Origin of the sequence: Burkholderia sp. ZZQ-2, from assembly GCF_050768715.1 — a bacterium.
GTDB classification, from domain to species: Bacteria; Pseudomonadota; Gammaproteobacteria; order Burkholderiales; family Burkholderiaceae; genus Burkholderia; species Burkholderia cepacia.
In genome coordinates, this window is record NZ_LDVA01000364.1 from 46,083 (window position 1) to 72,027 (window position 25,945).

General features: G+C 67.6%; 26 protein-coding genes. 7 read left to right on the top strand and 19 right to left on the bottom strand.

Annotated features, from left to right (window positions below; genetic code table 11):
• Nucleotides 1–54: 54 nt before the first annotated feature.
• The 10 genes from ABY44_RS37130 to ABY44_RS37175 all read right to left on the bottom strand — a co-directional run bounded on the left by ABY44_RS37130 (nucleotide 55) and on the right by ABY44_RS37175 (nucleotide 11,705).
• Nucleotides 55–1,245 (bottom strand): benzoate/H(+) symporter BenE family transporter, encoded by a 1,191-nt coding sequence (locus tag ABY44_RS37130; RefSeq protein WP_027790686.1) that lies wholly within the window; start codon nucleotides 1,243–1,245, stop codon nucleotides 55–57.
• Between the two features lie 40 nt (nucleotides 1,246–1,285).
• Complete coding sequence (gene gshA, locus ABY44_RS37135) at nucleotides 1,286–2,917, bottom strand: glutamate--cysteine ligase (RefSeq protein WP_027790685.1); 1,632 nt, start codon at nucleotides 2,915–2,917, stop codon at nucleotides 1,286–1,288.
• Nucleotides 2,918–2,983: 66 nt separating this feature from the next.
• Nucleotides 2,984–4,300: an LLM class flavin-dependent oxidoreductase gene (locus tag ABY44_RS37140; RefSeq protein WP_021156686.1), complete on the bottom strand. Its 1,317-nt coding sequence runs from the start codon at nucleotides 4,298–4,300 to the stop codon at nucleotides 2,984–2,986.
• A 68-nt stretch (nucleotides 4,301–4,368) separates the two neighbouring features.
• Nucleotides 4,369–5,559: a cystathionine beta-lyase gene (gene metC / locus ABY44_RS37145; RefSeq protein WP_060171712.1), complete on the bottom strand. Its 1,191-nt coding sequence runs from the start codon at nucleotides 5,557–5,559 to the stop codon at nucleotides 4,369–4,371.
• Between the two features lie 2 nt (nucleotides 5,560–5,561).
• Nucleotides 5,562–7,403: a dihydroxy-acid dehydratase gene (gene ilvD / locus ABY44_RS37150; protein ID WP_060085665.1), complete on the bottom strand. Its 1,842-nt coding sequence runs from the start codon at nucleotides 7,401–7,403 to the stop codon at nucleotides 5,562–5,564.
• Nucleotides 7,404–7,453: 50 nt separating this feature from the next.
• Complete coding sequence (locus ABY44_RS37155) at nucleotides 7,454–8,524, bottom strand: DUF6421 family protein (protein ID WP_225723293.1); 1,071 nt, start codon at nucleotides 8,522–8,524, stop codon at nucleotides 7,454–7,456.
• 26 nt (nucleotides 8,525–8,550) lie between these two features.
• On the bottom strand, nucleotides 8,551–9,075 hold the full coding sequence (locus tag ABY44_RS37160; protein ID WP_027790681.1) for a flavin reductase: 525 nt from the start codon (nucleotides 9,073–9,075) through the stop codon (nucleotides 8,551–8,553).
• 37 nt (nucleotides 9,076–9,112) lie between these two features.
• Nucleotides 9,113–10,417 carry an MFS transporter gene (locus ABY44_RS37165; protein WP_060171509.1) on the bottom strand — a complete coding sequence of 435 codons (1,305 nt, stop codon included), beginning with the start codon at nucleotides 10,415–10,417 and terminating at the stop codon, nucleotides 9,113–9,115.
• 467 nt (nucleotides 10,418–10,884) lie between these two features.
• On the bottom strand, nucleotides 10,885–11,400 hold the full coding sequence (locus ABY44_RS37170; protein ID WP_060171511.1) for a gamma-glutamylcyclotransferase family protein: 516 nt from the start codon (nucleotides 11,398–11,400) through the stop codon (nucleotides 10,885–10,887).
• Nucleotides 11,397–11,705, bottom strand: coding sequence for an acyl carrier protein (locus tag ABY44_RS37175; protein WP_059692833.1), 309 nt, complete (start codon nucleotides 11,703–11,705; stop codon nucleotides 11,397–11,399). Before ABY44_RS37175 ends, ABY44_RS37170 begins: the two co-directional genes overlap by 4 nt.
• Nucleotides 11,706–11,874: 169 nt before the next feature.
• On the opposite strand from ABY44_RS37175, the gene ABY44_RS37180 reads away from it, so the two are divergent.
• Nucleotides 11,875–12,510: a glutathione S-transferase family protein gene (locus ABY44_RS37180; protein WP_059692831.1), complete on the top strand. Its 636-nt coding sequence runs from the start codon at nucleotides 11,875–11,877 to the stop codon at nucleotides 12,508–12,510.
• Between the two features lie 233 nt (nucleotides 12,511–12,743).
• Here the strand turns inward: ABY44_RS37180 and ABY44_RS37185 are convergent, their stop codons facing one another.
• Nucleotides 12,744–13,028, bottom strand: coding sequence for a hypothetical protein (locus tag ABY44_RS37185; protein ID WP_196487990.1), 285 nt, complete (start codon nucleotides 13,026–13,028; stop codon nucleotides 12,744–12,746).
• A gap of 142 nt (nucleotides 13,029–13,170) precedes the next feature.
• On the opposite strand from ABY44_RS37185, the gene ABY44_RS37190 reads away from it, so the two are divergent.
• Entirely contained in the window at nucleotides 13,171–13,449 is a 279-nt protein-coding gene (locus tag ABY44_RS37190) for a hypothetical protein (protein ID WP_060171513.1), read from the top strand.
• Nucleotides 13,450–13,464: 15 nt separating this feature from the next.
• On the opposite strand, the gene ABY44_RS37195 is transcribed toward ABY44_RS37190, so the two are convergent.
• Together ABY44_RS37195 and ABY44_RS37200 are read right to left on the bottom strand one after the other, a co-directional pair.
• Entirely contained in the window at nucleotides 13,465–13,875 is a 411-nt protein-coding gene (locus ABY44_RS37195; RefSeq protein WP_431643546.1) for a GNAT family N-acetyltransferase, read from the bottom strand.
• A 185-nt stretch (nucleotides 13,876–14,060) separates the two neighbouring features.
• Complete coding sequence (locus ABY44_RS37200; protein WP_060171515.1) at nucleotides 14,061–15,188, bottom strand: aminotransferase class V-fold PLP-dependent enzyme; 1,128 nt, start codon at nucleotides 15,186–15,188, stop codon at nucleotides 14,061–14,063.
• 335 nt (nucleotides 15,189–15,523) lie between these two features.
• Here ABY44_RS37200 and ABY44_RS37205 point away from each other — a divergent pair, with 335 nt between their 5' ends.
• Nucleotides 15,524–16,705 (top strand): serine hydrolase domain-containing protein, encoded by a 1,182-nt coding sequence (locus ABY44_RS37205; RefSeq protein WP_060171517.1) that lies wholly within the window; start codon nucleotides 15,524–15,526, stop codon nucleotides 16,703–16,705.
• 91 nt (nucleotides 16,706–16,796) lie between these two features.
• Here the strand turns inward: ABY44_RS37205 and ABY44_RS37210 are convergent, their stop codons facing one another.
• The 4 genes from ABY44_RS37210 to ABY44_RS37225 form a co-directional block, all read right to left on the bottom strand.
• Nucleotides 16,797–17,969 carry an NAD(P)/FAD-dependent oxidoreductase gene (locus tag ABY44_RS37210; protein ID WP_060171519.1) on the bottom strand — a complete coding sequence of 391 codons (1,173 nt, stop codon included), beginning with the start codon at nucleotides 17,967–17,969 and terminating at the stop codon, nucleotides 16,797–16,799.
• Nucleotides 17,970–18,164: 195 nt separating this feature from the next.
• Nucleotides 18,165–19,316, bottom strand: a complete 1,152-nt coding sequence (locus tag ABY44_RS37215; protein ID WP_431643547.1) for a branched-chain amino acid ABC transporter substrate-binding protein — start codon at nucleotides 19,314–19,316, stop codon at nucleotides 18,165–18,167.
• Between the two features lie 416 nt (nucleotides 19,317–19,732).
• Nucleotides 19,733–19,924: a CsbD family protein gene (locus tag ABY44_RS37220; RefSeq protein WP_027790671.1), complete on the bottom strand. Its 192-nt coding sequence runs from the start codon at nucleotides 19,922–19,924 to the stop codon at nucleotides 19,733–19,735.
• Nucleotides 19,925–20,064: 140 nt separating this feature from the next.
• Nucleotides 20,065–21,597 carry a helix-turn-helix transcriptional regulator gene (locus ABY44_RS37225; RefSeq protein ID WP_060171715.1) on the bottom strand — a complete coding sequence of 511 codons (1,533 nt, stop codon included), beginning with the start codon at nucleotides 21,595–21,597 and terminating at the stop codon, nucleotides 20,065–20,067.
• Nucleotides 21,598–21,968: 371 nt separating this feature from the next.
• Between ABY44_RS37225 and ABY44_RS37230 the strand changes: the two genes are divergently transcribed.
• The 3 genes from ABY44_RS37230 to ABY44_RS37240 all read left to right on the top strand — a co-directional run bounded on the left by ABY44_RS37230 (nucleotide 21,969) and on the right by ABY44_RS37240 (nucleotide 22,820).
• Nucleotides 21,969–22,133: a hypothetical protein gene (locus tag ABY44_RS37230; RefSeq protein WP_021162615.1), complete on the top strand. Its 165-nt coding sequence runs from the start codon at nucleotides 21,969–21,971 to the stop codon at nucleotides 22,131–22,133.
• 82 nt (nucleotides 22,134–22,215) lie between these two features.
• Complete coding sequence (locus ABY44_RS37235; protein WP_027789765.1) at nucleotides 22,216–22,566, top strand: BON domain-containing protein; 351 nt, start codon at nucleotides 22,216–22,218, stop codon at nucleotides 22,564–22,566.
• Between the two features lie 56 nt (nucleotides 22,567–22,622).
• Nucleotides 22,623–22,820 carry a CsbD family protein gene (locus ABY44_RS37240; protein ID WP_021162617.1) on the top strand — a complete coding sequence of 66 codons (198 nt, stop codon included), beginning with the start codon at nucleotides 22,623–22,625 and terminating at the stop codon, nucleotides 22,818–22,820.
• A gap of 360 nt (nucleotides 22,821–23,180) precedes the next feature.
• Here ABY44_RS37240 and ABY44_RS37245 read toward each other — a convergent pair whose 3' ends face one another.
• Nucleotides 23,181–24,209, bottom strand: a complete 1,029-nt coding sequence (locus tag ABY44_RS37245; protein WP_027789766.1) for a DUF1338 domain-containing protein — start codon at nucleotides 24,207–24,209, stop codon at nucleotides 23,181–23,183.
• A gap of 226 nt (nucleotides 24,210–24,435) precedes the next feature.
• Here ABY44_RS37245 and ABY44_RS37250 point away from each other — a divergent pair, with 226 nt between their 5' ends.
• The gene (locus ABY44_RS37250; protein ID WP_027789767.1) at nucleotides 24,436–25,383 is read left to right on the top strand and encodes a LysR family transcriptional regulator; all 948 of its coding nucleotides are present in this window, start codon (nucleotides 24,436–24,438) and stop codon (nucleotides 25,381–25,383) included.
• A 19-nt stretch (nucleotides 25,384–25,402) separates the two neighbouring features.
• Here the strand turns inward: ABY44_RS37250 and ABY44_RS37255 are convergent, their stop codons facing one another.
• Complete coding sequence (locus tag ABY44_RS37255) at nucleotides 25,403–25,846, bottom strand: hypothetical protein (RefSeq protein ID WP_230949278.1); 444 nt, start codon at nucleotides 25,844–25,846, stop codon at nucleotides 25,403–25,405.
• Nucleotides 25,847–25,945: the final 99 nt, after the last annotated feature.

Genomic DNA, 25,945 nt, shown 5'->3' on the forward strand with positions numbered 1-25,945 from the left:
CTCCGTTTTTTTGAGGGAATCGCAGAACTGCGGGGGCCGCGTCGTCGCGCGGCATCACCGGCCCTTCTCGCGACGCAGCACGAACGTCAGCCCGATGCCGGTCAGCAGGCCCCAGAACGCGCCGCCGATGCCGAGAAACGCATGGCCCGCCATCGTCACGAGGAAGGTCAGGATCGCGGCCTCGCGCGCGTCCTTGTCGGTGAATGCGTTGAGCAGCGCGCCGCCGAGGGCGTTCATCAGCGCGAGGCCGGCAACCGCTTCGATGATGACCGGCGGCGCGACCGCGATGAACAGCGTCGCGGCGCTCGCCGCGAACCCGTACACGATGTACGCGGCGCCGCAGACGATGCCGGCCCAGTAGCGCCGCGATTCGTCGGGGCCGGCCTCCTCGCCGGCGCACAGTGCGGCGGTGATCGCGGCCAGCCCGATCGGCGGCGCGCCGAAAGGCGCCGCGAGCAGGCTGCACAGCCCCGTGGCCGTGAACAGCCGCGACGCCTCGGGCCGGTAGCCGTTGACGTTGAGCACCGCGACACCCGGGATGTTCTGCGACGCCATCGTCACGATGAAGAGCGGCACCGCGACACTCACCATCGTCGATGCCGAGAACACGGGCCCGACGAGCGCGAGGTGCGGCAACATCCCGGTCGCGCCGACGCCCCCCGTCTTGGCGATGAACGCGATCACGATCAGCGTCGCGACCGCGGCGCAAGGCACGGCGAGAATCTTGCGAACCCGCATCATCACGACCCAGACGAGCAGGATCGGCGCGACGTACAGCGGATACTGCTCGAGTGCGTGCACCGGGGCGACGCAGAGGTTCAGGATGATCCCCGCGAGCATCGCGTTGGCGATCGGCAGCGGAATCCTCGAGATCGCGCGGCCGAGCGGCTTCCACAGCCCGGCCAGCGTGAGCAGCACGCCGGTCAGCACGAGCGCGCCGACCGCGGCCGGATAGCCGCCCTTCACCGCTCCGAGGCCGAGCAGCAGCGCCGCGCCGGGCGTCGACCACGCAGCGCTGACGGGCATCCGCGTCCGGTAGCTGAGCACGATGCCGGCCAGCCCCATCACGATCGAGACGGCCATCAGGCCGGACGCGGCCTGCGCACGCGTTGCACCGACGTTCGTCAGCGCATTCACGATCAGCGTGAACGTCGATGCAAAGCCGACGAACGACGCCAGCGCGCCCGCGCCGGCCGCCCGCGCCGAGAACCCGCGATCGGTCTTCATTTCCGCGATACTGCTCATCTGTCCTCCGTGAGATGGATTCGATACGGCGGCGACCGTATCAGTGCGCGCCATGTGTCGGCTCGCCGCACTCCTGGTTCAGCGTTCCCGCGTGATACGCGGCGAGAAACGCGTCGAAGTTGCCGATCTGCGTGCGCTCCAGGTCGGCCTGCCGGCTCAGCGATTCGGCCGCGATCGCGTCGAAGCGCGCCTGCACGTCGGCCGGCAGCGGACGCGCGCGGAACGCCCCGGTATGCGCGAGCGTCTGCCGCATCCCGAACGCGAAGCACGCGCCGCCCGGATCGTCGCGCAGCGTGTGCAGTGCATCGAGCACACGCGCCGACGGCGTCGCCTGCGGATCGTCGAGCTTCGCGTATTGCGCGTCGAGCGCGGCGGTCGTGCGCGTGTCGCCGCGCTGCAGATCCAGCACGCCGGCCGCCTCGTTGATTCGCGCGAGCAACTCGTGCGCCCACGTGCGCAGCGCGACGCGCTCGCCGCCACGCTGCAACTCCAGCCCCGGGCGCCGCCCCTCCCGCGCGACCGCCGCGAAGTTGCGCCGGCACGCGTCCTGCTCGGCACCCGCGAGGCACGGGCTGTCGTCGAGCGCGCAGAACAGCAGGAACGCGTCGACAAAACGCAGCGTCGTCTCGGCGACGCCGTGCGGCGCGAACGGATCGATGTCGAGACAGCGCACCTCGACGTATTCGACGCCGCGGCTGCGCAGCGCGTCGATCGGCCGCTCGCCGCTGCGCACCGTGCGCTTCGGGCGGATCGACGAGTAGAACTCGTTCTCCATCTGCAGCAAGTGCGTGCTGAGCTGCAGCCATTCTCCGTCGCGCTTCGCGCCGATCGCCTGGTACTCGGGGCACGGCTGCGCGACGGCTCGCGCGAGGCCGTCCAGGTACGCAGGCAGGTTGTCGAGGCACGGCGCGAACGCGCCCTGCACCCGGTTCTGGTAGCCGAGGTCGCTCATCCGCAAGCTCGTCGCGTACGGCAGGTACAGCGTCTGCGCATCGAACGCGTCGAGCCCGTGCCGGTCGCCGGCGACGAAACCCGCGCACAGCGCCGGCGACGCGCCGAACAGATACAGCAGCAGCCAGCCGTAGCGATGGAAATTGCGGATCAGGGCGAGATAGCCTGCCGAGCGCATGTCGCGCGCGTCGCGGCCGGCCGGCTCGCATCCGTCGCGCACGTCGCGCAGCAGCGGCCACACGGCATCGGCGAGCGAATAGTTGTAGTGGATTCCGGCGATGCACTGCATCGCCTTGCCGTAGCGGAACGCCAGCCCGCGCCGGTACACGTGCTTCAGGATGCCAATGTTCGACGTGCCGTACCACGCGATCGGAATGCGGCGGTCGTCGTCGAGCGGGCACGGCATCGACTGACTCCACAGCAGCTCGTCGCCGATCGCGCGGCACGCGAAGCGGTGCAGCTCGTCGAGCCGCTCGATCACGTCGGCCGCGTCGTGCTGCGGCGGCGTGACGAATTCGAGCAGCGGCTCCGCGTAGTCGGTCGTGATCGACGGGTGCGTAAGCGCCGCGCCGAGCGCGTGCGGGTGTTGCGTCAGCGCGAGCCGGCCGGCGGCATCGACGCGCAGCGTCTCGCGCTCGACGCCGCATAACCCGTCGCCGAGCAGCGGCAGGTGTGCGGCGTCGCTCAGCACGCCGAGCCGGCGGCGGTACGGCGTCGTCATCCATGTGGATCGGGGTGAATCGTGGGTCATTGCGGTCTCCCGGAACGAAATCTGGCGACGCGCCGCTCAGTCGAGCGGGCTCTTCGGCCGCGGCAGGCCGATGTGTTCGCGCAGCGTCGTGCCTTCGTAGCGGGTGCGAAACAGCCCGCGCCGCTGCAGCTCCGGCACCACCATCGTCACGAAGTCGTCGTAGCCGTCAGGCACCGTGTAGAACACGACGATGAAGCCGTCGCACGCCTCCGTCATCAGCCACTCCTCCATCTGGTCGGCGATCTCGGACGCGGTGCCGACCATCTCGCCGGTGCCGGATTCGGCCGCCCGCTTCGCCAGCTCGCGCACCGTCAATCCCTCGCGGCGCGCGAGCGCCGCCCATTCGCGCTGGTTGCCCTGCCCCTGTTCCGTGTGCGGCAGCTCGGGCAACGGCTTGTCGGGATCGAACTTCGAGCAGTCGACGCCGAGCCGGATCGACAGGTTCGGGATGTTGCTGTCCACGTGGACGAGATCGTCCATGTAGCGCTTCTTCGCCAGCGCCTCCGCGCGCGTGCGGCCGACATACACCTGGTTCGCGGGCAGGATCTTCACGTGATCGGGGTTGCGCCCGGCCGCGACCGCGCGCGACTTCACGTCGCGGTAGAACGCACGGCCCGTCTCGATGCTGCGCGCGTTGCCGAACACCAGGTCGGCCGAACGCGCGGCCATGTCGCGCGCTTCCTCCGACGCACCGGCGAGCGCGATCACCGGCCAGCCCTGCACGGGCCGCGCGATGTTCAGCGGCCCCTTGACCGAGAAGAACTTGCCCTTGTGGTTGAGCGGCCGGATCTTGTCGAGATCGGAGAACACCCCCGCCTCCTTGTCCATCACGAGCGCGTGATCGGACCAGCCGTCCCACAGCCCCGTCACGACGTCGAAGAACTCCTCGGCGCGCTCGTAGCGTTCGGCATGGCGCAGCGCGGTCTCGAGACCGAAGTTGAGCGCGGCCTCCGGGTTCACCGTCGTGACGATGTTCCAGCCCGCGCGGCCGCCGCTCAGGTGGTCGAGCGACGCGAAGCGGCGCGCAAGCAGGTACGGATCCTCGTAGCTCGTCGTGCCGGTCGCGATCAGGCCGATGCGGTCGGTGCATGCGGCGATCGCCGACAGCATCACGAGCGGGTCGTACGACGTGATCGTGCCGCTGCGCTTGAGCGCATTCGGCGGCATCGGCATCACCGCGAGGTGGTCGGCGGTGAAGACCGCGTCGAAGCACGCGTGCTCGAGCTTCTGCGCGAGCGACCGGATCACCGGCCAGTTGAAGTTCGCGAGCGTCGGCGCGCTCGGGTGCCGCCACCACGCCGTGTGCAGGCAGATGGGGCGCATGAATCCACCCAGGCAGAGTTGCTTCGTCATACGGGGTTCCTCGTCATTGGAATGCGGCGCGAAACGTGCGGGCCGCGCGCGTGCTGCTCGTGTCGGCGTCAGCGCGCGGCGTTGAAGCGGGCGAAGCCGGCCTCGAGGTCGCCGATCAGGTCGTCGGCGTTTTCGAGCCCGATGTGAAAGCGCACGCACGGGCCGCCCGGGTCCCAGTGCGACGCGGTGCGGTACGCACTGCAGTCGAACGGCATCGCGAGGCTTTCATAGCCGCCCCATGAATAGCCGAGCCCGAAATACGCGAGCCCCTCGAGCAGCGCGGCGACGGCCTGCGCGGGCGCCGGGCGCAGCACGACGGAGAACAGCCCCGTCGCGCCGCCGAAGTCGCGCACCCACAGCGCATGGCCGGGATCGTCCTCGAGCGCCGGATAGCACACGCGCCGCACTTCCGGACGCGCGGCGAGCCAGCGCGCGACGCGCAGCGCGTTCGCCTGGTGCTGGCGAAGCCGCACGCCGAGTGTCCGGATGCCGCGCAGCGTGAGAAACGCGTCGTCCGAGCCGACGCACTGCCCCGTGTCGCGCTGATACTGTTCGAGCGCCGGCAGCGCGCGCGCGGACGCCGACACCATGCCGATCATCACGTCCGCATGACCGGCGAGGTACTTGGTGCCGGCCTGGATCACGAGATCGGCGCCGTGCGCGAACGCGTCGAAGAACAGCGGCGTCGCCCACGTGTTGTCGAACAGCACCACGAGCCCGCGGTCGCGCGCGAGCGCGGCGAACGCCGGCACGTCGCACAGCTCCATGCTCTGCGACGCGGGCGCTTCGAGATACAGCGCACGCGTGTTCGGCCGGATCAGCGCGGCGAGCGCGTCAACCGACGCGAGCGGATCGAAGTAGGTCGTCTCGATGCCCGCGCGCCGCAGCACGCCGTCGCACAGCTGGCGCGCGGGCTTGTACACCGCATCCGTCATCAGCAGATGGTCGCCGGCCGACAGGCACGACGACAGCGCGGTCGTGATCGCGGCAAGCCCCGACGGGCACAGCACGACACCCGCGCCGTGATCGAGCGCGCGCACCGCGTCCTGCAGCGCGGCCGTGGTCGGCGTGCCGCGCCGGCCGTACACGTACGGCTGCGTGTAGCCCAGCAGGTCGGCCACGCTCGGCGCGAGCACCGTCGAGCCGCGATACACCGGCGGGTTGACGAAGCCGTGATGCGCGGCCGGCGCGCGGCCGCCCGTGACGAGCACGGTGTCGACCTGCGCATCGGCCGCCGGATGGTTCGGGGCGGGCCGCACGGTCAGCCCTTCACGATCCGCACGGCGCCGCGCGCCGCGCTCGTCGTCATCGCCGCGTATGCGCGCAGCGCGCCCGACACGCGGCGCTGCCGCTTCTCGGGCTGCCACGCACGTGCGCCGCGCTCCTCCATCGCCGCGCGGCGCCGCCGCAGTTCGTCGTCGGACACGAGGACGTTGATCGAGCGGTTCGGGATGTCGATCTCGATCGCGTCGCCGTTCTCGAGCAGCCCGATCTCGCCGCCCTCCGCCGCCTCGGGCGATACGTGCCCGATCGACAGCCCCGACGAGCCGCCGGAGAAGCGACCGTCGGTGATCAGCGCGCACTGCTTCGCGAGCCCCTTCGATTTCAGGTAGCTGGTCGGATAGAGCATCTCCTGCATGCCCGGGCCGCCCCGCGGCCCCTCGTAGCGGACGATCACGATGTCGCCCGGGCCGACCGCACCGCCGAGGATGCCTTCGACCGCCTCCTCTTGCCCTTCGAACACGCGCGCGGTGCCGGTGAACTTCAGCATCCCGCCGTCGACGCCCGCGGTCTTCACGATGCAGCCGTCGCGCGCGATGTTGCCGAACAGCACCGCGAGCCCGCCGTCGCGCGAGAACGCGTGCTCGGCATCGCGAATGCAGCCGTTCGCGCGGTCGAGATCGAGTTCGTCGTAGCGGTTGTCCTGGCTGAACGCGACATGCGTGCGCACGCCGCCGGGCGCCGCGCGATAGAAGCGCGACACTGAATCGACGCGATTGCGCATCACGTCCCAGCGCGCGAGCACGTGCGCGACGCTCGGCGCATGGACGGTCGGCAGCGTCGTGTTCAGCAGCCCCGCGCGATCGAGTTCGCCCATGATCCCGATCACGCCGCCGGCCCGGTGCACGTCCTCCATGTGGACGTCCTGCACCGACGGCGCGACCTTGCACAGCACCGGCACGCGGCGCGACAGCCGGTCGATGTCGGCCATCGTGAAGTGCACCTCGCCTTCGTGCGCGGCGGCGAGCAGGTGCAATACCGTATTGGTCGAGCCGCCCATCGCGATGTCGAGCGTCATCGCATTCTCGAACGCATCGCGCGTCGCGATCGAGCGCGGCAGCACGCTCGCGTCGTCCTGCTCGTAGTAGCGGCGCGCGAGATCGACGATCGTGCGCCCGGCCTCGATGAACAGGCGCTTGCGCTCGGCATGCGTCGCAAGCACCGAGCCGTTGCCGGGCAGCGCGAGCCCGAGCGCCTCGGCGAGGCAGTTCATCGAGTTCGCGGTAAACATCCCGGAACACGAGCCGCAGGTCGGGCACGCGACGTTCTCGACCGCGCGCACCTCGTCGTCCGTCACCTGGGAGTCGGCCGCCACCACCATTGCGTCGATCAGGTCGAACGCGCGACGCTTGCCGCGGAACGTCAGCTTGCCGGATTCCATCGGGCCGCCCGACACGAAGATCACCGGGATATTCAGGCGCATCGCGGCCATCAGCATCCCCGGCGTGATCTTGTCGCAGTTCGAGATGCAGACCATCGCATCCGCGCAGTGCGCGTTGACCATGTACTCGACGCTGTCGGCGATCAGCTCGCGCGACGGCAGGCTGTACAGCATGCCGTCGTGGCCCATCGCGATGCCGTCGTCGATCGCGATCGTGTTGAACTCCTTCGCGACCGCGCCGGCCGCTTCGATCTCGCGCGCAACGAGCTGGCCGAGATCCTTCAGGTGCACGTGACCGGGCACGAACTGCGTGAACGAATTGACGACCGCGATGATCGGCTTGTCGAAATCGGCGTCGGTCATCCCGGTGGCGCGCCACAGGCTGCGCGCGCCCGCCATGTTGCGGCCGTGCGTGGAAGTGCGTGAACGATAGGTGGGCATCGTGATCCTCGGTTGATTCGTTGCGAAATGGGGCGGGCAGCGGGCTGCCGTCAATGCGGCCTGCCGGCCGCGCCCCAGTTGTTGTCGTTCTTCGCGAGCGTCGGCAGCACGAACGACAGGATCTTTCTCCGGTCGAGATCGGACGACACGCTGAGCTTGTATTCGAGCGCCGTCAGCTTGATCACGATGGACCTGAGCGCCTGGGTCAGGCGTTCGTAGCCCCCTTCGAAATAGAGTGAGCCGCCACGCTGCGCGATCACGCCGTGACGGGACAGGTAATGAAACAGCGCGACCGACGAGCGCGCGTCGTAGTTGTCGAGCGGCGGCGCCTGCAGCGGGTAGCGGATCAGGCGCTCGGCCAGGATGTACTGGATCGAAGCGCGCAGCACGCGGTCGTCCGAGCGCAGCCGGAACAGCGCGAGGATCGACAGGATGTCGACCCGCAACTCCTCCGCGCCCGCACCGTTGCGCGTGCTCTTTGCATCGAGGTACTCCGGGATCGGCAGGAAGCCCGTGCGATGGTGGTACTCGTGCAGGTGGACCCAGATCGCGCTCGCCTGCGTCAGCAGCTCGTCGTCCGCCGCGAGCAGATCCGGGAACGCGGTGGGCGACCAGTTCGCTTCGATTGCCGGGCGTGTATGGCGCTTGAAGCGCTCGACGAACTTGTCGATGAAGTAGTACGCCTTGTGATACGCGCGCAGGTCGGCGTCGATGAAGTTCTCGCCGAATACCGCGACCGCGAGCGGATTGAGAAAGCCGTCCGTGCACATGCGGATCTGCACCGGCAGCGCGTTGCCGTCCGGCGCGATCGCGAGCACGCTCGGCGGAATCGGCACGGGCGCGATCGCGGCCGCCTCGAGGAACGCGTCGGCGTTGTAGGGCACGTCGAAGAACCCGAGGATGAAGCTCGGGTCCACCGAGTACGTGAGATCGAGCAGGCGCCCCGATGCGAGGCAGCGGTTCTCCAGCGCCACGAGCAGCGCACGCACATGCGGGTTGTCGGCGTAGTCGCCGAGATGCGCGCGTGCGCACTGCGCGATGCGCGCGACGTCGGTGCGAAAACCGCCGGCGAGGATCTCACCGCGGCAGCGGTTGGTGGCTAGTACGATTTCGCGTTTCATGTCGGTCATCCTGTCGGCACGCGTCGTCACACGACGCGGAACTCCCGCTGCAGATAGACGAGCGTGTCGTCGTCGGGCGCCGCACAGTGCAGCGCCACCACTTCGCCGACCAGCAGCTCGTGCGTCGCCGCGCTCATCGACGCGACGAGCCGGCAGTCGAGCGCGATGCGCGCGCTCGCCAGCACCGGCGCGCGTGTCGCGAGCTCGCCCCACTCGCCCACCGTGAAGCGCGCGTCGCGCTCGTGCGCGGTCCTGCCCGCGAACACGTCGGCGAGAAACCGGTCGGCGGCGCCGAGCGTGTTCACGCAGAACACCTCGTTCGCGATCAGCCGCTGCGCCGATACGCTGCCGCGATTGACGGACACGAGCACCGTCGGCGGCGCATCGGACACCGACAGCACGGCGGTCGCCGTCATGCCGCAGCGCCCGGCAGGTCCGTCGCTCGTGAGTACGTGAACGGCCGACGCCACGCGGCACATCGCGTCGCGAAAGCGCTGCGGCGAGGCGCCCATCGACTGGTCGGGGAACAGTGCGGGTTCGTTGTGGATCATGTCCTGTCTCCGTGCATGGGGGAAAAGCCGCGCACCGCTACCGGTTCACCAGCGCTTTCGGCAGCGACAGCGCGAGCAGTCCGCCCAGCGCCATGCAGCCGGCCATCATGTAGAGGCCCGCGTCGTTCGATGCGGTCAGTTGCTTGAGCAGCCCCATCAGGTAAGGGCCGAGGAAGCCTGCGAGATTGCCGACGGAATTGATCATCGCGATCCCGGCGGCGGCCGCGGTGCCGCCGAGGAACGCGGTCGGCAGGCTCCAGAACAGCGGGATCGCGGTGAGGATGCCCATCGTCGCGAGCGTCAGCGCCGCGATCGCAAGCCCCGTCTGATGCGCCCAGCCGACCGCAAGCACGAGCCCCACCGTGCCCATCGCACCGGGCACCGCGAGGTGCCAGCGGCGCTCGCGAAGGCGATCCGAGCTGCGTGCGATCGCGATCATCGCGACCACCGCAAGCGCATACGGCACCGTCGACAGCAGCCCGATCGTCAGCGGATCGGCCACGCCCGTCGCATGGATGAGCGTCGGCAGCCAGAAGCCGACGCCATACAGGCCGATCACGAACGAGAAGTAGATCGCGCACATCAGCCACACGCGCGGATTCGCGAGCACCGCACCGAGCGACAGGTGAGACTTGACCGCGTCCTCGGCATTCACGTTGCGTTCGAGCAGCGCGCGCTCCTCGTCGTTCAGCCACTTCGCCTGCGCGACCCGGTCGTCGAGCAGCGCGTAGACGAGCAAGCCCGCGACGATCGACGGCAGCCCTTCGAGCAAATACAGCCACTGCCAGCCGTGCCACCCGTTGATGCCGTCGAACGCCTTCAGGATGTAGCCGGAAATCGGGCCGCCGACGACGCCCGACAGCGCGACGGCCGTCATGAACACCGTCGTGATCCGCCCCCGCCGATGGGCCGGATACCAATAGGTCAGGTACAGGATCACGCCCGGAAAGAAGCCGGCCTCGGCGGCGCCGAGCAGGAATCGCATCGCGTAGAACGCCGTCGGCGTCGTGACGAACATCGTCAGCGCGGACACCGCGCCCCACGTCACCATGATTCGCGCGATCCAGACGCGTGCGCCGATGCGGTGGAGGATCAGGTTGCTCGGCACCTCGAAGATGAAATAGCCAAAGAAGAAGATGCCGGCGCCGAGCCCGTAGGCCGCGTCGGACAGCCCGAGATCGCCCGCCATCTGCAGCTTCGCGAAGCCCACGTTCACGCGGTCGAGATACGACACCAGGTAACAGAACAGCAGCAACGGCATCAGCCGCCACGCGACCTTGCGATAGGCGGCGTCTTCCGACACCCGCGCTGCGGGCAATACGGTCGATACGAGCGTCTCCATGATTTTTTTCCTTGTTTGCGATCGATTGTCATTCGTTGCGCACGGCGTCCTGCACGCGTCGCCCGACGGCGGCACCCGCGATCCGGCGCACAAGGCGGCGAGCCGTCCTCCTCCGGTCGGCTCGTTCTCGCATGCGGGGTGCCGCGTGCCGCACGCATGTGTGCGGCACGCCGGGCGGGTGTCGATCCGGCTCGCGGGCGCGGATCAGGTGCGCATCGGCCTCGCGAGGTCCGTTCGTGGCGTTGCCGCAGATCCGGGGGCTCGTTGTACGTCGTTGTGCCCGGGCGCTGCGTCGCAGGCAACGCGCAAGATGCGCAAAACGCGCGGATGGTCGAAAGCCTTGTTCATGTTCAACCTTTTGCTCACATGCCCGCTTAGGGCGCCTTTAAAACGCTCGTCGACGTTCGAAGTCGCGAGCGCACCGCTGGATCGGGCGCTCTTGTGGAGCGCACGATGCCTTGATTCCGTCATGCCGCACGCGGCGGCCGATCACGCAGCCCCGCCATGTAGGCGACCGTGCGGTCGCGATACGCCGCCGACACGCCCGCGTCGGCCAGCCCGCGAACCAGCAGGTCGCGGTAGCGCGCGCTCGGCGCGGCGTCGCAATCGAGCGTGACCGCACCGCGATACGTCAGCGCATGTACGCGCTGCCCGCCCGGCGCCAGCACCTCGACCGCGTAGCGGACGTAGCGGCCGAGATGCACGCCTTCGCGACGCTCGAGCGCGTCGAGCACGCGCATCGGCAACCGGTACAGCGCGCCCTCGACGATCGCACCGGCAGCCGGCTCGATGTTCGCGCAGCAGACCGGCTCGTTGAGCGACGCGTAATTGAACGCGAGGCGATGGCCGTCGAGGCGCGCCGCGCCCGCGAAGTACGTCGCCGCGTCGCAGCCGAGCGACGTCGACAGGCTCGCGAGGTTCATGCACGAGCCGTATGCGAAATACGCGAACGGCTCGTCACGAAGCAGGTCGTCCGGCGTCATCGCGACGCGCTCGCGGCATGCGACGTGCCCAGCACGTAGTGGTCGTAGATCGCCGCGACCGACGCGATCGAGTCGAGCACGAAGTCGCCAATCGGGATGTCGATCCTGAGCGTCTGCTCGATGAACAGCACGAAGTGCACAAGCGACAGCGAATCGAGCAGGTTGGCGTCGAGCAGGTTCGTCTGCGCGGTCACGCGCGCCGGCGCGCCCGGGTCGATCCCGGCCAGAAACGTCTTCACGCTGTCGATCAATTCGTCGAGGCTCATCATCCGCATCACGATCACGCTCCAGAAACGCACGTTCATCCCGGCCCGCGCGCATCGCAGTGGCCGGCTTCGTCTTCACCGAACCGCAAGATCCTTTACATCGCCTTTCGCTTTTGACTTTCGATCGGGCGTCATGCACCATGCGACGCGTCGACACGACAAACCCGGTCAGCATCTCCACCAGATATAAATAGGAGACTTAATCAATATGACAACTCATACGCTGTTCTACTGCCCCGGCCATCTTTCGTTTGCACCGCACGTCATCCTGCGCGAGCTGGGCGAACCATTCGAACTCGCACTCGTCTCGATCAAGGACGGTGCGACGCAGAGCGCCGAATTCCGGCAGCTCAACCCGAAAGGCAAGGTGCCCGTGCTGCACACCGGCGACGAAGTGCTGACGGAGTCGTCGGCGATCCTGCTCTATCTCGCGCTGCGCTTTCCGCAGGCGCGGCTCGTGCCCGATACCGCGATGGGCCTCGCACGTGCCGTCGAGTGGATGAACTGGCTGGCGTCAGTGTTGCCCGGAACGGTCGCGCTCAACTTCCATCCGTCGCGTTTCAGCGAAGACCCGGCTGCGCACGACGGCATTCGCGCGAAAGGCCGCGCGGGCATCCTCGCTGCGTATGCGCAGATTGACGAACGGCTCGCGGCGCGCGACTGGGCGCTCGGCGAGCACTACTCGATCGTCGATCCGATGCTGCTGATATTTTTCAAATGGGGGAACATGCTGAAGCTCGACATGCGCGGGTTCGAACATTGGGCCGCGCATACGGAGCGCATGCTCCGCCGCCCTGCCGTCGCGACCGCGTTGTCGGTCGAACAGATCTCGATCTGGGCGTAGCGGCGAAGCCGGGTCGGGTTTGCGCCCGATCCGGAATGCCGCCCGCGTCCGTCGCGTCTCCTTCATCTTCTCAGGTCCTTTTCGCCGCTTTTCTTTGTCTGTTGCGCCGATCCTGCTACACGCGCGCGCACATGCGTCGCGCACGCCGCGGATCGTCCAGGCCACGACTCCGGGAACAGGAGCCACGACCGCAATCGCATATGACGTTCTCTGCTTTTGCGGCGCTACACCGCTCAGCTCATTTTCTGCGATCGCATCGAATGCGTGAACAATGCAACATCCATTTCGTGACGTCCAATATATTTTTCGTCTTCCACTAAGTCGCCACGCATATTAGTCATCGATTGGCCGGCGAGTCCGATATTGCCAATCCTGGCGAATTGATTGCGGCGAATGGAGCGGGATTGGCGTGCATTGCCGGGGCAAAATCGGCTTCGACTTGCGACCAACCCCGAGCGGTTTCGATGCTGTACGCCAGCAACGCAATCCAACTTCCGGATTTCGTTGATTGCGGTCACTGAATGCTTCGGCTGCCGGCGTCGTGCCGACTTGTTCCGCCGAGGTCGTTGGAAGCGCAACGAAAGCCTCGGTGGCCGCGCGGGACAGCGGCCCGCCGCTCGCGAACGACAAAGTCGAGCCCGGCTGCGTATAGCCGAACGCATGGCGCCAGCCAGCCTGTGGGCCATTCGGATCGCCGATGCCGACGCGGCGGCGCAGGTGCGCCGCACCGCCGAACAAAAGGAAATTGACCGGCTTGCCATCGGCAGCAAACGCGTCGCCGCCTGGGGCCGTGAGCATGACAATGAGAAGCAGGCGCGCTCAATGCAAACGCGTGTCGACAAACTCAAGGAAGACCGGACCGTCGCCGCGATGAGCTGCGGTGAGCGCGCACGTCTGCTGTTTCCGGCACGGTCGACGGCCAGCGATCACCCGCGATGATCGGCCTCCCGCACGCTACGCAATCCGCAGGAACATCCCCGCCTTCTCCGGCAGCGACGACGGCTGGAAACCATAGCGTTCATAGAACTTCGGTGTGCCGTGATCGGCCATCAGGCTGACATACGCGGTCGGCGGCGCCTTCTCGTGAACATAGCCCATCAGCGCCCGCATGATCAGGTCACCTACGCCTTTCTTCTGGTGAGCGGGCAACACCGCGATGTCCACGATCTCGAAGAAGCAGCCGCCGTCGCCGATGACCCTGCCGATTCCGACCGGCACACCGTCGCAGTACGCCACGACGCTGAAAAGCCCGTTCTTCAACCCGATCGTCGCGGCCTGTTCCGACTTCCTGCTCAACCCTGCGGCAAGACGAATGTCGATGTAGGTGGATACCGGCGGAACTTCGTGTCGAACGATGTATGCCATGCGAGCCTTTCAGGTAAGCCGTACAGGCGGATGGATCGGCCCCGCCGCGGATGAGTCCGTCGAACCCGGCGCCCGAACGCACGCATCAAACGAGGCCATGACGACGAATCGGGCGAGGCGGCAGGCCGCGGGTACAACCACTCACCACCCACCGCCCACGGCCTCGCCCAGGTCCGCCAAGCGGCTTAGAGAATCCGCTCCAGCGCGTCGGCAAACCGCGCAACCGCACCGTCGACATCATGCAGCTTGTCCAAACCGAACAACCCCAGACGGAAGGTCTTGAAATCCTCCGGCTCGTCGCATTGCAGCGGTACGCCGGCCGCAATCTGCAAGCCCACGTCGGCGAACTTCTTCCCCGATCGAATCCCGTCGTCGTCCGTATAGCTGACCACGACGCCCGGCGCCTCGAAGCCTTCAGCCGCCACGCTCCGGAAACCCTTGTCGGCCAGCAGCGCGCGAATGCGCTTGCCGAGCTCGAGCTGCTCCGCCTTCACCTTGTCGAACCCGTATGCCTCGGTTTCCTTCATCACGTCGCGCAGCGTCGCGAGGCTGTCCGTGGGCATCGTCGCGTGGTACGCGAACCCGCCGCCCTCGTAGGCTTCCATGATCTGCAGCCACTTGCGGAGATCGCACGCGAAGCTGGTGCTGGTCGTGCCATCGATGCGCTCGCGGGCGAGCGGGCTCAGCATGACCATCGCGCAGCACGGCGACGCGCTCCAGCCCTTCTGCGGCGCGCTGATCAGGATGTCGACGCCGCTCGCCTGCATGTCGACCCACACCGTGCCGGACGCGATGCAATCCAGCACGAACATGCCGCCGACCGCATGCACGGCGTCGGCCACCGCGCGCAGATACGCATCGGGCAGCATCATCCCGGACGCGGTTTCGACATGCGGCGCAAAGACCAGATCCGGCTTGTGTTCCCTGATCGCGGCGACCACTTCGTCGAGCGGGGCCGGCGCATACGCGGCCTGCCGCCCCGCTTCGACCGGGCGCGCCTTCAGCACCGTCGTTTCGGACGGAATGCTGCCCATGTCGAAAATCTGCGACCAGCGGAAACTGAACCAGCCGTTGCGGATGACCAGGCACTTCCTGTTCGTTGCAAACTGCCGCGCGACGGCTTCCATGCCGAACGTCCCGCTGCCCGGGACGATCACGACCGACTTCGCGTTGTAGACGTTTTTCAGTGTGCCGGAGATGTCGCGCATGACGCCCTGAAAGCGCTGCGACATATGGTTGACCGAGCGATCGGTGTACACCACCGAATATTCGAGGAGCCCCTCGCGGTCAACATCGGGAAGTAAACCTGGCATGCTCGCCTCCGGTGAAAAATGAACGATCGATTCCGGGCAAGCAGTGTCCGTGACGCGATACCGCCCTGCCCCAATGCAATTGCGCTGTTTCCTCGACGAAAGCAGATTCTAACGAACGCCGCCCGCCGCTTGGGGCATATTTTGGCGGCTGCCCGGCGCAGGTCCGGCATGACGCACCGCAACGCGGCTGCCGTGGCGCCCGGTCGAATCCGCCACCCCGTGGCCGCCCGCGTCGGCCGGTGCGGCGCACGAAGCCCTGTTCGACGTATGGATAAACGCCACTTCCCGGGCATGCCGCCTACCATGTCGGCTCACCTTTCACGACAGAGTCTTCGATGATCCCCAACCGCGCATCATCCCGGCAGCCGTCGACCGATCCCGCACTCGCCGAGCGCGTCGATGCGGTACTGTCCCGTCAACTCGAAACACATCGCCTCGTTGGTGCGGTCGTCCTGATCGCACGCGACGGCGAACTCGTCTATCGCCGCGCGGCCGGGTTCGCCGATCGCGAAGCGCGCACGCCGATGCGCGAGGACACGCTGTTCAGGCTCGCATCGGTGACGAAGCCGATCGTCTCGACGGCCGCGATGGCGCTCGTCGCGCAACACAAGCTGTCGCTCGACGACGACGTCACGCGCTGGCTGCCCGGGTTCCGCCCGGCGCTGCACGACGGCAGCGTGCCGGTGATCAGGGTGCGCCACCTGCTCACGCATATGGCCGGCCTCGGCTATCGCTTCACGGAAGCCGACGCGACCGGCCCCTATGCGCGCGCGGGCGCCTCCGACGGGCTCGATGCCGCATCTATCTCGCTCGCCGAAAACCTGCGCAGGATCGCGAGCGTGCCGCTGCAGTTCGCGCCCGGAACCGGCTGGAACTATTCGCTTTCGATCGACGTGGTCGGCGCGCTGATCGAGGCCGTCAGCGGGCTGCCGCTCGCCGACGCCATCGATACGCTCGTGCTCCGCCCGCTCGGCGCCCGCGACACGGGATTCGTCGCACGCGATCCCGCGCGGCTCGCGACGCCCTACGTCAACGACACGCCGCACCCGCGCCGGCTCGCCGAAAACGAAACCGTGCCCATCTTCGACGGAACCGTCGGCGTGACGTATTCGCCGTCGCGTGCGCTCGACGCGGATGCCTTCCCGTCGGGCGGCGCCGGGATGGTCGGCACCGCCGGCGACGTGCTGAACGTGCTGGACACGCTGCGTGCGGGTGGCGGTTCGCTATTGCCGGCCGACCTGGTCGACGAGATGGGCCGCGCCCACACCGGCAACCTCGAATTGCCCGACCTGCCCGGCGCGGGGTTCGGCATCGGGTTCTCCGTATTGCGCGACCCGCTCGCGGCGGCATCGCCGGAGTCCGTGGGCACGTGGCGCTGGGGCGGGGTCTACGGGCATTCGTGGTTCGTCGACCGCGCCCGCGGGCTCACCGTCGTGTCGCTGTCGAACACGCTTTACGAAGGGATGAACGGCCAGTACACGATCGATCTGCGCGACGCGATCTACGGCGCCGGCTGACACGCGCAACAAAAAAGGCCCGACACGGTCGGGCCAATGAGTCGAGACACAAGGAGAATCCCGCCCACCACACCGGGCGGGGTACGCCGCGCTACACGACGTTCTTTTCGACGATCGGCCGGTTTTCCAGCACCCGCGCCCAACCGAGCGACGACAGGTCGAGCGTGTCGTAACGCCCGCCCAGAATGAGTTCGCTGACCCCGCGCCCCGTCGCCGGCCCTTGCTGCAGCCCGTGGCCGCTGTAGCCGTTCGCGAACACGACGTTGTCGAGGTCCGGGTGATACCCGATGATCGCGTTGTGGTCGAACACGTTGTACTCGTAGTACCCGGACCAGCAGTTCTCCACGCGCAGCGCCTCGAATTCCGGCACGCGGTTCGCGAGTGTCGGCCAGATCACCTCGTCGAACAGGTCGTGGTCGACTTCGTCGAGCGGCAGGTCGTCCGGATCGCGATCCGGGCTCGGCGACGTCCCGCAGATGTACGTGCGCCCTTCCGGCCGGAAATACACGCCGGTCGGGTCGATCAGCAGCGGGCAATCCGTGAGCCTGGCAGGCGACGACACGTTGAAGATGCTGCGGCGCCGCGCATGGACGGGGATGTCGATGCCCATCATCGACGACAGCGTGCGGGCCCACGCACCGGCCGCGTTGACGAGCGTGTCGCACGCATGGCGTTCGCCATCGGCCGTGACCACATGCGTCACCTTGCGGCCGTCGCGCACCACTGCGGTCACGTCGGACGGCACGTAGCGCGCGCCCAGCGCCTGCGCCTTCTTGCGCAATGCCTGCACGAGCCCGTAGCCGTCGAACCAGCCTTCGCCGCTCACGCCATATGAGCCCGATACGAGATCGTCGACGTTCAGCCACGGAAACTTCGCGCGCAGCGCATCGCGATCCATCAGCCGGATATCCGCGCCGAGGCTCGTCTGCAGCGCATGGTTCTCGCGCAGCGTCGCGTCGCCGGCCGGCGTCGCGAGGAACAGGTAGCCGCCTTCGTGCAGGTCGATCGACGGCCGGTGACCGTCCACTTCGAGCCGTTCGCCGATCGTGCGCAGGAAGTCGATGCCGAACAGCGACATCTGGATCGACAGCGGCGTCGAGAACTGCTGGCGAATCGACGCGGCCGACAACGCCGACGACGATCTCGCATAGGTGGGGTCGCGCTCGATGACGGTCACGGATACCGTGGGATCGGTGGCGCGCAGGAAATAGGCGATCGAGCTGCCGATCACACCACCGCCGACGATGACGACTTGAGAACTCACGACTGACTCCAGTTGCACATGAAGGGCGCGGCCACCCGGCCGCGCCCGTGGGTTGTTCGTGCCGCGTCGCACGCGGCGTCGCGCGGGCAGACTCGTGCGGCTGCCGCACCGGCGTGCGCCGCGATCGCAACCGATCGCCGATGGCATTTCAGCACGTCCGGCAGCGCCGCGAAAGTCCGCGCGCGCCTGTTGCGTTCAATCCGCCGATTTCGTCGTGACGGGCAGCCACGCGGCGTTCTTCACCTCGTACAGCGTCGAGCTCGGGCTCTTCAGGTCGCCCGTGTTCGTGAACGCGATCGTGCCCGTGATGCCGTCGTAGCGCGTGCCCTTCAGCGCGCCGTTGAAATCGGCCGGCTTCGTCGAGTTCGCCTTCTGCATCGCGTTGATCGCGATCCACGTCGCGTCGTAGGCGAACGGCGCATACGCGAGCATGTCGACACCGTACTTCTGCCGGAATTTCGTTTCGAACGCCTTGCCCTTCGCGAGACGCGACAGCGGCTGCCCGTATTCCCACACGGCCGCGCCTTCCGCCGCATTGCCGGCCAGCTTGATGAAGTTCGCGTTCATCACGCCGCCGCCCGCGAGGAACTGCGCGCGGATGCCGAGCTGGCGCATGCGTTTCACGAGCATCGCGGCCTGCGCGTCGAGGCCGCCGAAGAACACGAGATCGGCGTTGGTGCTCTTGATCTTCGTGAGCTGCGCGCTGAAATCCACCGCCTTGTCGTTCGTGAATTCGCGCGCGACGATCGTGCCGCCGTTCGCCTTCACGGCCTTCTCGAATTCGTCGGCTTCGCCCTGGCCGAACGCGGTGCGGTCGTCGATGATCGCGATGCGCTTCGCCTTGGTCACGCTCGCCGCATAGGCGCCCGCGTTCCCGGCGTTCTGCGTATCGGTCGCGATCACGCGATACACGGTGCCGAGCCCGGCACGCGTGATGTCGGGATTGGTCGCCGACGGCGTGATCATCGGAATGCCGGCCTTCGCGTAGATCTTCGACGCGGGCAGCGTCGTGCCCGAATTGAAGTGGCCGATCACGACGGCCACCTGCGCGTCGGCGAGCTGCTGCGCGGCCTGCACGCCGGTGCGCGGATCGCTCTGGTCGTCCTGCGACGCGACGACGAACTTCACGGGCTTGCCGCCCACCCTCGGATGCGCGGCATTCGCCTCGTCGACGGCCATGCGCACGCCGTTCTCGATGTCCTTGCCGTAGGCGGCACCGCCCCCCGTCAGCGGGCCGGCGACGCCGACCTTGACGACCGTCTCCTGCGCGTGGGCCGCGCCCGTCTGGAGCGCGAGAATCGCGGCGGTCAATGCGACGCCGGAAAGCGAACGAATGCGGAACGTCATGACAATCCTTGTTCTGGGGGCCGGGATGCAACGCGCGACCACCGCGCGTCGACACCCTCTCGCGTGCCGGTCGTCTCGTCCGCTACCGGGGCGTCGTGCAACGCACCCGGCCGGTCGATCGCCGCGGCTCCGTCTCCGAAGAGCCTTTCATCGCGAAAGAGGTGAATGGATTGTGGGTAGCCAATACCCGTGCAGCAAACGAAATATCGGAACTATGTAGTGAGGATTTGTCATCAAGTTCCGCATGCGCGGCCGGCCCGCGGCCCGCGCAGCCGTGAACCGCGGGCCGGCAGTTTTCATGGGAAGCTGCGCCGGCGCCCGTCCATCAAGGCCGGTCGTGGTCATGCCGGCAGCGCATCATCGTTGCGATGACGGCCCGGCCGGCCGCCGCGACGCCCGCGGCGCCGCGTTATCGGTCAGTGCCGATCGGCGCCCGTCTGCTTGCGCGCCGCATCCGCCGCCTCGCCGGCCTGCTCCTGAAGCTTGCCGGCCTGCTGTTCGGCGACGCCTTCCGCTTCCGTCTTGCGGTCGCCCGTGACCTTGCCGAGCGCTTCCTTGACCGAACCCTTGACCTGCTTGAGCTTGCCTTCGATCCGATTCCTGTCCATGGTCGTCTCCTGCGATGGTTGGGGAGAACCGGCGGCATGACGGCCAGCGCCGCGCCGCCGAATGGACAGGATCGCAAGCGGGCGCCGCGCGCGGCAGATGCGGATGCACCAGCGCGCATGGTGCATTCGTACCGACGGCGTCAGTCCTTGCCGTTCTCGCCCGCCTTCGCGCCGCGCGTGCCGTTCGCGTCGGCCGCGCCGACGATTCCGCGTTCGCGCGCCCATACGATCGCCTCGCCGCGGCTGTGCACGTCGAGCTTCGCGTAGATCGTCGCGACGTGATTGCGCACGGTGTTCGGCGCGAGCCCGAGGCGGCCGGCGATTTCCTTGTCGGCGAGACCGTGGCACAGCAGGTCGAACACGTCGCGCTCGCGCGCGGTCAGGTCCGACAGTTGCGCGCCCGCATCCGGCGCGTTCGCGCGCCGCACGTTCGCCAGCTTCTCGATCAGCGTGCGGCTGAACCACGACGCATCCTGCATCGCCGTTTCGATCGCGTACACGAGTTCCATCTCCGTGCGCTTGCGATCGCTGATGTCGAGCAGCGCGACGAGCAGGCAGTCGCGCCCGTGTATCGCGACGGGGTCGGCCGACACGACGCAATCGCGCACGTCACCGTCGCGCGTGCGAATCTGCACGTCGGCGTTGCGCACGCTGCCGTCGCGCGCGAGCCGGCCTTCGATGCGCTGCCATGCGCCGCGTTCGGCCCACAACCCGATTTCCTCCGCGGATTTGCCGAGCAGGTCGTCCTGTGCATGGCCCGTCATCGCGGCGAACGCGCCGTTCACGTCGAGCAATTCGAAGCGGTCGGCCGTGACGATCGCGGTGGCGACCGGCGCCATCCGGAACGCCGTCGCGAAGCGTTCCTCGCTCTGCCGCAGCGCGCGCTCGGCCTGCTTGCGCGGTTCGAGATCCATGAACGTAAACAGCATGCATGCCTCGTCGTTCATGTCGATCGGCTGCCCGGCGACGACCACGGCCTTCGTGCTGCCGTCCGCGAGTTTCAGCACGGCCTCCATCTGCGGAATCGTCGCGCCTTCGCCGAGCCGCTCGATCGCGAGCTCGCGCCGTTCGGCCTGTTCGAGCACGTCGAGCTCGTACACCGAGCGGCCGAGCACGTCGTCGCGCGCGTGGCCGGTCATGTCCAGAAAACCCTGGTTGACCTTCACGTAGCGCAGGTCGTCGAGCCGGCAGATCACGGCCGGCGCCGGGTTCGCGTTGAAGGTGCGCTCGAAGCGCTCCTCGGCGCTCGCCCATTCGGTCGCGTCGTGCAGCACCAGCGCGAGGCAGTCGGGTTCGCCGGCCGCGTTCGTCAGCACGAGGCTGCGGATGCGGTGGACCCAGCTCACGGTTTCGTCGGCGGCCGATTCCACTTCGACCGTCACGTCGCTGAACTCCTCGCCCGCGATCACGCGATCCATCGGATAGTGGCCGTCGCGCACCGGATGGTTGTTCCGGTAGCGCAGCCGGAAGCGCTCGCGATAATCGGTGACGGTCTCGCCGAGCGCCTTCAGCTCGGTCACGCCGTGCATCGCGAGCGCGGCCTCGTTCGCCCAGACGATCCGCTGGTCGGGCTCGACCAGGATCACGCCCTCGGTGAGCCCCGCGATGATCTGGTGCAGCTGGCGCCGGTCGGTATGCGACTTCAGCACCTGTTCGTTTACCTGTTCGTTCATCGAATGCTTGTCCATGTCGTCAGCATGACCGCCGGCCCGGTTGCCGCTTCGTCGACACGCGCCGGCCGGCGCGTGTGGCGATGATCGCGCGCCGCATCCGTGCGCGACAGGCGCGGATGCACTAATCGCCATAGTACATTCGCACCGCGTGCCGCCACCGTGCGGCATCCCGCCGATCCCGGAAGCATTCTCCGCGCCTGCTTTGCGCGCGCCGCACCTCGCGAGCGCACCACCTCCCCTTCACGACACCCCCGTGCAAACGCACTAGCCGATCAGGTGAATTTGCGCGATGCCCGTGCACGTTCGACCCGGTACGCTGGTTCTGCATCGGCGCTCATGCGCTGCCATCCGAACCGCAGAGGGGAAGCACGATGAAGCTGCATCAGACACCCGATCCGACGCGGCCCGAACCGCCTCCGGACAACCCGCCCGAACCGCCGCCCGGCACCGATCCGCCGGTTCCGCTGCCGCCCGACGTGCCGCGCCCGGACATGCCGCCGCGCGAGCCCGGCTACGACACGCCGATCGCCGGGTAATGGAGTAACGCGGGAGTAACGCGCGGCACGATCCGTGCTCGACGATCGGTCCACTCACCCCATCAATCGAAGGAGAACATCAATGAACAAAATCTCGCACCTTTCGACACTGCTCGCCGTCAGCGCGGCTTTCCTGCTCGGCGCCGCGCCGCTCACGAACGCGGTTGCGCAGGACGCATCCACCGACAACGGCATGAAGACCGAATCGAACCAGCCCGTCACCGACACATGGATCACGACCAAGGTGAAGGGCGAGCTGGCCGCCACCGACGGCCTGAAGAGCGTCGACATCAGCGTGAAGACCGTCGACGGCGTCGTCACGCTGACGGGCGTGCTGCCGACGAAGATCGCCGTGAAGAAGGCGATCGCCGTATCGCGCGCGGTCAAGGGCGTGAAGCACGTCGACGCATCCGGCCTGAAGGCGAAGGCCTGACCTCCCGGCGCGGCACGCCGCCGCGCTTTTTATCCCTGCACGACAAGGAGCACACGATGAACGAGGACAAGATCAAGGGCCAGTGGAAGCAGCTCACCGGCAAGCTGAAGGCCAAGTGGGGCAAGCTGACCGACGACGATCTGGCCGTCGCCGACGGCAATCGCGAGTATCTCGCCGGGAAGATCCAGGAACGGTACGGGATCGCCCGCGACGCGGCCGAGAAGCAGTTGAAGGAATTCGACCGCGAGCTGTGACGCGACAGCACATTCATGCAACCGCCGCGGCGCCGACGGCGTCGCGGCCACCAGGACCTACGACATGGGCAAATACCTGATCGCCTGGCTGCTCGGCGTGCCGGTCGGGCTGCTGGTGCTGTTCTTTCTGATCACGCACGTATTCTGACGGCACGGGGCGCGGCATGGGCCGGCCGCTTTGCCGCTTTCCACTTTCCCCAACCACATCGATGACCGTGACGCCGCGATCCGGCATTCGCCCGATCGCGCGTATTGCGTTGCGTCGCGGGCCGCCGCCCAACGCAAATCGGGCAGGATGCCCTTGCGCCCTGCCCGATCGGCTCATTGCTTCCGAAAGCGGCGTACCCCGCTTTCGCTTCGTTACTTCGCCGCGTTCGCCGTCATCTTGAAGATGCCCTGCGCGTTGCCCGCATCGAAACGCAGGTCGGTCACCCAGCGGCGCGCCGCCTGGTCGAACGTGCGCTTGCGCGTGATGAACTCGTAGAACGAGCCCGGCACGTTGCGCTTCACCGTGCCGCCGTCGCGCGTGCGGAACTCGCGCTCGACGGTGTCGGCACGATACGCGGTCTGGAACACGCGGCCCGAGCGCGAGCGCTCGACTTCCGGCTTCATCGGCCGGCCCTTCGCCTTCTCGTCGTCGGACAGCTTGAACACGTCGGCCACGCGATCGGTCGCATGGTTGAACGCATTGCCTTCGGTCGCGATCCACGCCATTTCCGCCGATTCCATCAGCAGCGTTTCGTAGTCGAGTTCGTTCGGCACATCGTGCTGGCGCGCGAACGCACCGACGATCTCCGGCAGCAGCGCGTGCGCGGCGTCGAGCGACAGCCAGCCTTCGCGCTCGACTTCCCACAGCAGCGCGACGGCCGCCGGCGACAGCGGATCGCGCGACGAGCTGACGACGTTCGTCACGGCCTGCTGGAATTCCTTCGAGAAACGTTCCGGATGCAGTTCGCTGACGAAGAACTGCGCGATTTCGTCCGGCGCGTCTTCATGCGCATACGCGCGGCCCGTCATGCCGAGCTTGTCGAGCGGGTAACGACCGTTCAGGCGGAAGCCGAGCGGACGCAGGATGCGCGTGAACGCGGCCTCGCCCGGCGGCAGCGCGCCCGTGTGCGGCCAGCGCACCGTGCGCAGCGCACCGTGGTCGAAATAGACCGAGCCGCCGCTTTCGATCGCGTCGGCCGTGTACGCGCGGCCGTTCGCCGAACGCTCGAGCAGCCCTTCGAACAGCGCCATGTTCATCGCCTGCGCGATTTCCGCGCGCGTCACGACGCCGTCCTCCCATTCTTCGAGGATGGCCGGCATGTTCAGGGTCGAGAACAGGGCGTCGGTCTTCGCCTGTCCCAGCAGCTTCGTCAGCAAGCTCTCGATATTCGGATTGCGCATCAGGATTCTCGTCTCGGGGGACCGCCGGCAAACGTGCCGGCAACTCGTCGGCCGGCTGCCCAGCGGGCGCCTGACCTTGCGTGGGGAGCATTATTCAAAGGGTTGCAGCCGGGCGTAAAGCGAGATTAAATTGATACGTGATGAGTTTTTGGAATTATCAGCCGTTCCTCGGCCCCGCCTTCCGCCCGACGCCGCGCGGGCCTTACCGTCAGACGAATCGAACATCATGCGCAAATTCAAGATCCCCAACATGGGCGCGCTCGTGGCTTTCGAAGCCGCCGCCCGCCACGAGAGCTTCACGCACGCGGCCAAGGAGCTGTTCCTGACGGAAAGCGCGGTCTCGCGCCAGATCGCGACGCTGGAAGCCAGCCTCGGCGTGCGGCTGTTCGCACGCGTGAAGCAGCGCGTCGTGCTGACGCGCGCCGGCAAGCTCTACGGCACGCAGGTGCGCCGCGCGCTGGAGGCGCTCGACCGCGACACGCTGTCGATCATCGCGCACGGCAGCGGCGGCGGCTACCTGGAGCTGGCGGTCCTGCCGACCTTCGCGTCGCACTGGCTGATCCCGCGCATCAAGAGCTTCTACGACCGCACGCCCGACGTGCGCGTGAACATGGGCAGCCGCACCGACCTGTTCTCGTTCGAGGACACGCACTTCGAGGCCGCGATCCACTACGGCAAGCCGACCTGGCCCGGTACGTCGTCCGACTACCTGTTCGGCGAGGAAGTCGTGCCGATCTGCTCGCCCGCGCTGCTCGACCGGCCCGTCGAGCGCGTCGAGGATCTGCTCGCCTACCCGCTGCTGCACTCGACGACACGCCCCGGCGCGTGGGCGCAGTGGTTCGAGACGCACGGCGTCGAGGACATCCGCACGATGCAGGGCGTGCGCTACGAGCTGCACACGATGCTGATCAGCGCGGCCGCGGCCGGGCTCGGTGTCGCGCTCGTGCCGAAATTCTTCGTCGAGGAACAGTTGCAGCAGCTCGGCCTGGTGGTGCCGTGCGACGCGGCGACGGTCGGCGACTCCGCGTACTACCTCGTGTATCCGACGGAGTTCAGCCACAGCAAGCCGCTGGAGCTGTTTCGCGGCTGGCTGCTCGAGCAGGCGAGCGCGTATGCAGCGCCGGAGCGCGTGGAGGAGGATGCCGATCTGGAGGATGACGAGGACGTCGAGTAACGGCGCGGTGGCGTCGGCGTCAGCGTGCGGTGGCGTTGCAGGCATGCCGCGCCGGCACGCTGGCCTTGACGACTTTCACCAGCCGCGCGCTATCGGGCGTTTCCAGCCCCGGGCACGCGGTATACAGATCGCGGATCACGAGCGTCGCGCGCCCGTCGAGCAGGCAAACGCCGTGCGGCTGCGCGGCGGGCAGCCGCAGCCCGCGCCGCGCAACGTCCTGGTTCGTGAAAACGATCATGCCCGCACGTTGCGAGCGGTCGGGCAAGCGCATCGCCGACGCATCGTCGTCCTCGAACCACACGTCCGGCCCGATCGCTTCATCGTCGTAATCGACCGCGTAACGCCCCGACAGCGTGATCGTCCGGTCGACATGCACGGCATGGCATTCCGGCTCGGCATCGGCCAGGATCGGCGGCTCGCCCGCCGCGGCCGGGCCGCACGCCAGCAACAATACGGCGCACAACGTGCGGGCGCGGCCGGTCAGGTTCGATAAGTCAAACGCTTGGCGGATCATGGGGAGCGAAAGGCGGGCCATCGTGACGAGTGACGACGACCCGCATTG